Source organism: Kocuria sp. CCUG 69068 (assembly GCF_020833785.1).
GTDB lineage: Bacteria > Actinomycetota > Actinomycetes > Actinomycetales > Micrococcaceae > Kocuria > Kocuria rosea.
In genome coordinates, this window is record NZ_PDDL01000037.1 from 23243 (window position 1) to 30519 (window position 7277).

General features: G+C 74.8%; 7 protein-coding genes. 4 read left to right on the top strand and 3 right to left on the bottom strand.

The genetic code is table 11. From position 1 onward, the window contains the following. Positions 1-211 precede the first annotated feature (211 nt). From CRM73_RS09190 to CRM73_RS09205, 4 genes are all read left to right on the top strand, one after another. The gene (locus tag CRM73_RS09190) at positions 212-1510 is read left to right on the top strand and encodes an MFS transporter (RefSeq protein WP_229587464.1); all 1299 of its coding nucleotides are present in this window, start codon (positions 212-214) and stop codon (positions 1508-1510) included. Positions 1511-1736: 226 nt separating this feature from the next. Beyond that, complete coding sequence (locus CRM73_RS09195; RefSeq protein ID WP_017833909.1) at positions 1737-2102, top strand: hypothetical protein; 366 nt, start codon at positions 1737-1739, stop codon at positions 2100-2102. A 102-nt stretch (positions 2103-2204) separates the two neighbouring features. Continuing rightward, on the top strand, positions 2205-3308 hold the full coding sequence (locus CRM73_RS09200; RefSeq protein WP_035927767.1) for an alanine--glyoxylate aminotransferase family protein: 1104 nt from the start codon (positions 2205-2207) through the stop codon (positions 3306-3308). A gap of 494 nt (positions 3309-3802) precedes the next feature. Continuing rightward, positions 3803-4363: a hypothetical protein gene (locus CRM73_RS09205; protein WP_109221736.1), complete on the top strand. Its 561-nt coding sequence runs from the start codon at positions 3803-3805 to the stop codon at positions 4361-4363. A gap of 89 nt (positions 4364-4452) precedes the next feature. Here the strand turns inward: CRM73_RS09205 and CRM73_RS09210 are convergent, their stop codons facing one another. The 3 genes from CRM73_RS09210 to CRM73_RS09220 form a co-directional block, all read right to left on the bottom strand. Continuing rightward, positions 4453-5982, bottom strand: coding sequence for a stealth conserved region 3 domain-containing protein (locus tag CRM73_RS09210; RefSeq protein WP_017833913.1), 1530 nt, complete (start codon positions 5980-5982; stop codon positions 4453-4455). Between the two features lie 127 nt (positions 5983-6109). After that, positions 6110-6952 (bottom strand): DNA-formamidopyrimidine glycosylase family protein, encoded by an 843-nt coding sequence (locus tag CRM73_RS09215; RefSeq protein WP_229587466.1) that lies wholly within the window; start codon positions 6950-6952, stop codon positions 6110-6112. A gap of 27 nt (positions 6953-6979) precedes the next feature. Next, positions 6980-7277, bottom strand: a 298-nt coding sequence (locus tag CRM73_RS09220) for a hypothetical protein (RefSeq protein WP_229587468.1), incomplete at its 5' end; no start/stop codon positions are given.

Below are 7277 nucleotides of genomic sequence, written 5' to 3' on the forward strand. Positions count from 1 at the left end.
AGTGTGCCCGACCACAACAGGTGCCCCGGCGTGCCGGCGGGGGAGGAGGGCCGGGCTCCGCGTGCCGCGCCGCCCGCGCTGTGTCACGCCGCCCCTCCCTCGGCCGATCCTCCGGCGAACCGTGGAACACTGCTGACAGCACTGCTCCCGGTTCCTCGGAGCATCAGCGGGCACGCCGTCCGGCGGGCCCACGACACCGGAAGGAGCGGCCATGGGTCGGCAGACGAGACCCTCCGGCACGCCCGAGCCCCTCCGTCTGGGGCTGCGCGCCAACGCCGCCCAGTTCACGCTCCTGGTGGCGGTCAACGCCCTGGTCGGCGGCATGGTCGGCCAGCAGCAGACCGTGCTGCCGCTGCTGGCCGCCGACGAGTTCGGGCTGACCGACTACACCTTCATCTTCACCTACGTGGCCGCGTTCGGGATCACCAAGGCGATCGCCAACTGGTTCGCCGGCACCTTCTCCGACCGGTACGGGCGCAAGCCGGTGCTGCTGGTGGGCTGGCTGTTCGCCGTGCCGGTGCCGCTGATGCTGATCTTCGCCCCGGACTGGGGGTGGGTGGTGGCCGCCAACGTGCTGCTCGGCGTCAACCAGGGCCTGACCTGGTCCACGACCGTGGTGATGAAGATCGACCTGGTGGGCCCGGCCCAGCGCGGACTGGCCATGGGGCTCAACGAGGCCGCCGGCTACGGTGCGGTGGCCGTGACCTCCCTGCTGGCCGGGTACCTGGCCGAGCAGTACGGGCTGCGCCCGGCCCCGTTCCTGCTGGGCCTGGCCTACACCGCCCTGGCGCTGCTGCTGTCGGGGGCCTTCGTCAAGGAGACCCGCGGCCACGCGCTGCTCGACGCCGGCCGGCACACCCCGCGCGCCGACGGGATGCACGACCACCTGCACGCCGGTCTCACCGACCGCCAGATCATCGCCCAGACCAGCCTGAGGGAGCCCGCGCTGTCCTCGGCCAGCCAGGCGGGGCTGGTCAACAACCTCAACTTCGGGCTCTCCTGGGGCCTGTTCCCCCTGCTGTTCGCCACCGCGGAGCTCACGGTGTCCCAGATCGGGCTGCTCTTCGCCCTCTACCCCGGGGTGTGGGGCGTCGGGCAGCTGGTCACCGGCGCCCTGTCGGACCGGGTCGGGCGCAAGCACCTGATCACCGCCGGGATGGCCACCCAGGCCGCGGCCCTGGCCGTCATCGCCGCCGGCGACGGGTTCGGCGGCTGGGCCGCCGGGACGGTCCTGCTCGGGGCGGGCACCGCGATGGTCTACCCGACGCTGCTGGCGGTGGTGGGCGACGTCGCCCACCCCGTGTGGCGCGGCCGGGCCGTGGGCGTCTACCGGGTCTGGCGCGACCTGGGCTACGCGGTCGGGGCCGTGCTCGGGGGGATCGTGGCCGACCTGCTGGGCCTGCACGCCGCGGTCTGGGCCGCCGCCGGCATCAGCGCCGTCTCGGCCCTGGTCGTGGCGGCGCGGATGTACGAGACCCACCAGCCGGTCCCGGCCGGCCCCCGGGACTGAGTCCGCGGGACCGAGCCCGCGGGGCGGGAAGCCCTCGGGCGCTCCCCCGGCCCGGGGCCCCGGCCGGGAGAGCGACCCGGCGCCTCGAGGGCCCCGCGACCGGTCGCTAGAGTGGGGAGCGCCCACCCGCCGCACCGGGTCCGCACGCCACCGGGCCCGGGCCGGACCGTCGCCGGCGCCGTGCCGGCGACCGGAGTCCCCGAGCTCTCAGGAGGACGCCCCTCCCATGGCCGACCTGTTCGACTTCAACCACGGCGGCGCCACGCACCCCGGCGCTCGCGCCGCCGTCCACCCCGGGGCGGACTCCGGCGAGCACGTGGTGCTGTACACCGTGGTCACCGAGACGGACCGGCACATCGTCCTCGACGACGGCTTCACCTACGACAAGCGCACCGGTGTGGTCCAGGGCCCCGCGGGGCGCCCCACGCTGCAGAACCGCGTGACGGCCACCGAGGGCAGCGCGATGTTCGCCTCCTGGTCGGAGATCGCCCGGCAGCCCCGCCGCCCGGACGGACGCACGGAGGGCTCCGCCCCGCGGCGGGCCCCGGCGCGACGCCTCGGCCCGCTGCTCCGCCGGCTCGGACGCCGGTGAGGTCTCCGGCGACCTGCGGGGCCGCACGCTGACGGCCGCCGGCACGGGCAGGCCATAGGCTGGTCGGCGGACCCGTCCACCCGTTCCCCTGAGGAGTGCACCGTGCCCCTGATCCAGCGACACCTGTTCGGCCCCGGCCCGTCCAACCCCTACCCGGAGGCCACGGCGGCGCTGGGCCACCCGCTGCTCGGCCACCTGGATCCAGCCTTCCTCGACGTCATGGACAGCGCCTGCGACGGCCTGCGCACCGTCTGGGGCACGGACAACCGGCGCACCCTGCCGCTGAGCGCCACGGGCTCCGCCGGCATGGAGGCGGCGTTCGTCAACACGGTGGAGGAGGGCGACGTCGTCGTCGTCGCCGTCAACGGGCTGTTCGGCGAGCGGATGTGCGACGTCGCGGCCCGGTGCGGCGCCGAGGTGGTGCGCGTGGACTTCCCCTACGGGGAGCCGATCGACCCGCAGCGCGTCGCGGAGGCGCACCCGTCCCCGAAGATCATCGCGGCGGTGCACGCGGAGACCTCCACGGGCGTGCGCTCCGACATCGCCGCGCTGGGGGAGCTCAAGGGCGACGCCCTGCTGCTCGTGGACGCGGTCACGTCCATCGGCGGCATCGAGCTGCGCGCGGACGACTGGGGGGTGGACCTCGGCTACGCGGGCACCCAGAAGTGCCTGGGGGTCGCCCCGGGACTGGCGCCGTTCACGATCTCGGACGCCGCGTTCGAGCGCCGGGTGCAGCACCCCCGCTCCTGGTACCTGGACCTGGGCATGCTCGGCGGCTACGTGGGCGAGGCCCAGGGCCGGGCCCGGACCTACCACCACACCGCGCCCACGGCGATGATCGCGTCCCTGGACGCCGCGCTGCGCCGGATCGCCGAGGAGGGCCTGGAGAACGTCTGGGCCCGTCACCAGGCCGCGGGCGACGCGCTCCAGGCCGGGCTGCAGGACATGGGGCTGGAGCTGTTCGCCGCCGAGGGGCACCGCCTCCCGGAGCTGACCACGGTCAAGGTGCCCGAGGGCGTCGACTCCGCCTGGGTGCGGGCCTACCTGCTGGAGCACTTCTCCGTGGAGATCGGGGCGGGCGTGAAGGAGTACGCGAACACCGTGTGGCGGATCGGCCTGATGGGCCCCAACGCCGACGCCGGGTCGGTGGCCCTCGTCCTGGGCGCCCTCCAGGAGGCGCTGCGGAAGGTCCCCGCCCTGGTGTGAGCCGCTCCGCGTCCGCTCAGATGAGGTCGGTCTCGGAGCGCTCGATGCGCTCCCCGGTGCCGGGGTCCGCCACCGTGCGGCGGGTGGAGCGGCGCCGGGACGGCACGGCGGCGGCGACCCGGCCCGACGCGGAGGGTCATGTTCGGTCACGACGGCGCGGGCGCCCCGTGTCCCGCGGGGCGACCCGTGCTCCCCGGCCCGGCGCCGCGCTGCTCGGGCGGCCCGGGGGCGCGGCGGGGCGGAGCGGGAAGCGTGCTGCCGAAACCGCCGCTGGCAAGGCACGATCCCCCGGCCACTGCGCCGGCGGAGCACGCACCCGGGCGGCGCGGGTCTCCCGCGCACGCCGCCCGGCGGCCGGTGCGCCCCGTGCCGGTGGCACGACCCCGGGGTGCTCCGGCACGGAGCCACCCGCCGGGGCGCCGGGGCCTGTAGCCGGACCCGTCCGGCTCTGCTTCTATTGAGGAACGTGGGGACCTACCGAGGAGGAACATCCGATGGAAACCTGGATCTGGATCGTGCTGGCCCTGGCCGTGCTGGCCGTGGTCGTCCTGGCCGTGCTGGCCGGGAGCCGCAAGAAGAAGGAGCGCGAGGCCGTGGAGCGGCGGGAGAACCAGCAGCGCGCCGCCGAGCTGCGCGCCCGCAGCGAGGAGGAGGACCTCTCGGCCCGCGAGCGGAAGGCGGACGCGGACGCGGCCCGCGCCGAGGCCGAGAAGGCCCGGATCGAGGCCGACCGCCTCGAGCAGGACGCCCAGCGGCGCACCGAGGACGCCGAGAAGGTCCGCCAGGAGGCGGAGACCCATCGCCGGGACGCCGCCTCGCTCGTCCCGGACGGGGACGACTCCACCCCTGCTGACGCCTCCCGCGGACGCCGCGAGGACGTCACCGATCGCGCCTCCGGGACGCGCTCCGACGAGGCCCCCTGGCAGGACGGCGACGCCGGACCGGACACCCGGACCCGGCACGACGGCGACACCCGGAGCGACGGCGACACCCTGCACGACGGCAGCACCCGCCCCGACGGCGACCCCGGCCCCGGGGACCGGCCGCGCACCTGAGCCCCGGCTCGGACGCGGCGGTCGTCGAGCCGCGGAGAGCGAGCGGGGCCGGTGCGGGATCCCGCACCGGCCCCGCTCATTCTCCGCGGTCACTTCTCCCAGGGAGCCTTGATGGGGTAGTAGCGCTCCAGGAACTCCGTCATCCGCTCCGCGCGCTCGGGACCGGGCACCTCCGGGAAGCTGCCGTCGTTGAGGCAGAACATGTCGAGGTTGCGGCGGCCGAGCAGCTTCTCCATCTGCTGCAGCCCGGCGCGCGTGGTGGTGTCCACGTACTCCGTGCGGGCCGTCTCCTGGGTCACGGCCCGGCCGGTCAGCAGCGCGTAGTAGTGGTAGAGCGAGTTCGTCACCGAGATGTTGTCCGCCGCGCGGAAGCGGCTGGACGCGGTGCGGGCGAACTCCGCCGGGAACTCCCGCTCCATCTCGGCCACCACGCTGCGCCGCAGGGGCGCGGCGCAGTGCTGCAGGTGGCGGGTGGTGATCCGGCCGAAGCGCTCCCACAGGAGCCGGCGGTTGACGCGGGCGGCGTTCTCGAAGCCGGAGCGCTCGGCGGAGTTCTCGCCCAGGCCGATGCGGGTCTCGTTCTCCACGAACTTCGTGATCCCGCCCGGGGAGAAGAACAGCGCCGGGCCGATCGGGCGGCCGAAGAACATGTCGTCGTTGGAGTACAGGTAGTGCTCCGAGAGCCCCTCGATGTGGTGCAGCTGCGCCTCCACCGCCTGGGAGTTGTAGATCGGCAGGGCCGAGGTGTCCGCGAAGAACTCCTCGCTGCGCACGACCCGCACGCGCGGGTGCTCGGCCAGCCACGCCGGCGGCCGGGAGTCGGTGGCGATGTAGATGTTGCGCACCCAGGGGGCGAACATGTGCACCGAGCGCAGGGCGTACTTCAGCTCGTCGACCTGCCGGAAGCGGGCCTCGTGCGCGTCGCCCTCGCCCACCACGGCGTCGGCCATGTACGAGGCCCGGACCCGGCGGTACTCCTCGTCGGAGCCGTCCACCCACGAGAAGATCATGTCGACCGCGAAGTCGATGTCGATGGCGTGGTCGGCGAACATGTTCTCGATCGTGGGCCAGGTGAGGCCGAAGCGCTCCACGGTGCCGCGCACGGCCTCGGCCACCGGGACGGTGCGCCGGGTCAGCGAGTTCTCGATGGGCAGCCGGATCTCGTCCTCGCCGAACTCCCACAGCTCCACCTGCACCCCGGTGCCGGCGCCGTAGTAGAGCCTGGCCTCCGCGGAGTAGTGGGGCCGGAACAGCCGCAGGACCCGCGCGTTGCGGCGCGAGGACAGCTCGCCGTCGGCCAGCAGCTGCACGGTCTTCTTCTTGGTGTCCATCGGCTTGACGTAGTACGGCTCGCCCACGGCCGCGTCCACCAGGGCCTGCCGGAGCCGGGGACGGTCCTTGAGGTCCACGGCGATGACGGGGCGCTCGTCGTTGCCCCGCACCAGCAGGTAGTCGACGCCCGCCGAGTCCAGGACCCCGCGCAGGAAGAGCAGGTTCTGGACCATGACGTCGTGCGGGGTCTGGTCCGTGATCCGCAGCGCGAAGCGGTCCTTGTAGCGGACCACGTCCTCGCGCTGGTCCAGGGCCGCGGCAGAGGCACGGGAAGCGGAGCGGAACACCTCGCCGTCCGTGCCGTCCTCGGGTGCCGCGAAGTACTCTGCGCCGAGCAGGGTCGTGTTGATGGTGCCTCCTCATGGTGTCGGGCCGCTGGGGCGGCGATCTCATGATAAGCCGCGACGGCCGGACTCAGGAGGGGAGGGGCTGGCAGCGCTCGCAGAACCACACCGCCCGGTCCCGCGGCGGCCCGGGGTACGGCTCGCCGGGCACGAGCTCGGCGTCGTCGATCCGCGCCTCCCGGACCGGGGCCCCGCACCGGCGGCACGGCTGCCGGCCGCGGCCGTAGACCCAGAACTGCTCGCCGCGACGGGCCGGGCCCCCCACCGTGGAGCGCTGCGAGCGGTCCCGGTTGACGTGCAGCAGCCGGTGGGAGAGGTCCACGACCGCGCCGAGGTCCGGGACCTCGGCCACCGGGGTGAAGGGGTGCAGCCGCTGGAGGAACAGGATCTCGTTGCGGTAGACGTTGCCGATGCCGGCGAGGTTGCGCTGGTCCATCAGCGCGGCCCCCACCCGCCGGCGGGGGTGGCCGGCGAGCCGGGCCAGGGCCTCCGCCCGGTCCCAGTCGGGGCCCAGCAGGTCCGGGCCGAGGTGGCCCACGAGCTCGTCCTCGTCGGCGGTGGCCACGAGGTCCAGCATGCCGAGGTCGAAGCCGACGGCCTGCGCGGCCGCGTTCTCGAGCACCGCCCGCGCCTGGTGGCCGGGGCGCCGCCACCGGGCGCCCCGCGGGTAGACGTGCCACATGCCCTCCATGAGCAGGTGGGAGTGCAGGGTGAGCGGGGGCAGGCCGTCGGGCCCGCCGTCGGTGCGGACCAGCAGGTGCTTGCCCCGCGGCACCACCTCGGTCACGGTGCGCCCCGAGAGGTCCGCGGTGGCGATCGACGGGAACCGGAGGTCGCTGCGGGTCAGGATCCTCCCGGCCAGGGCGCGGCGCAGCAGGACGGCCTGGCGGTAGACGGTGTCACCCTCGGGCACGGCCGCCCCCGGTGCTCGGGTCCGCGCTCATCGGCGCATCCTCAGGCCGCGCGGCGTCGAGTAGAACCCGCCGGCCAGCAGGGACTCCCGCACCGCGGTCTCGACGGGGCCGTGCCCCAGGACCCCGGCGCCGTTGACCTTCTCGACGGTCAGCTTGTCCACCGCGCCCCGGCGGACGGTCTCGGCCACGGCGGGGCCGGCGGCGGCCAGGGCGGCCGCGTCGTCGGTGAACGCGAGCACGGTCCGCCCGCCGCGCTCCACGTACAGGGCCAGGGCGCCGTCCACGAGCACGACGACGGCGCCCGCCTTGCGCCCGGGCCGGTGC

Excerpts from the sequence above, each read along its gene's own strand:
- CRM73_RS09190 (WP_229587464.1), top strand. The coding sequence starts at position 212 with ATGGGTCGGCAGACGAGACCCTCCGGCACGCCCGAGCCCCTCCGTCTG.
- CRM73_RS09195 (WP_017833909.1), top strand. The coding sequence starts at position 1,737 with ATGGCCGACCTGTTCGACTTCAACCACGGCGGCGCCACGCACCCCGGC.
- CRM73_RS09205 (WP_109221736.1), top strand. The coding sequence starts at position 3,803 with ATGGAAACCTGGATCTGGATCGTGCTGGCCCTGGCCGTGCTGGCCGTG.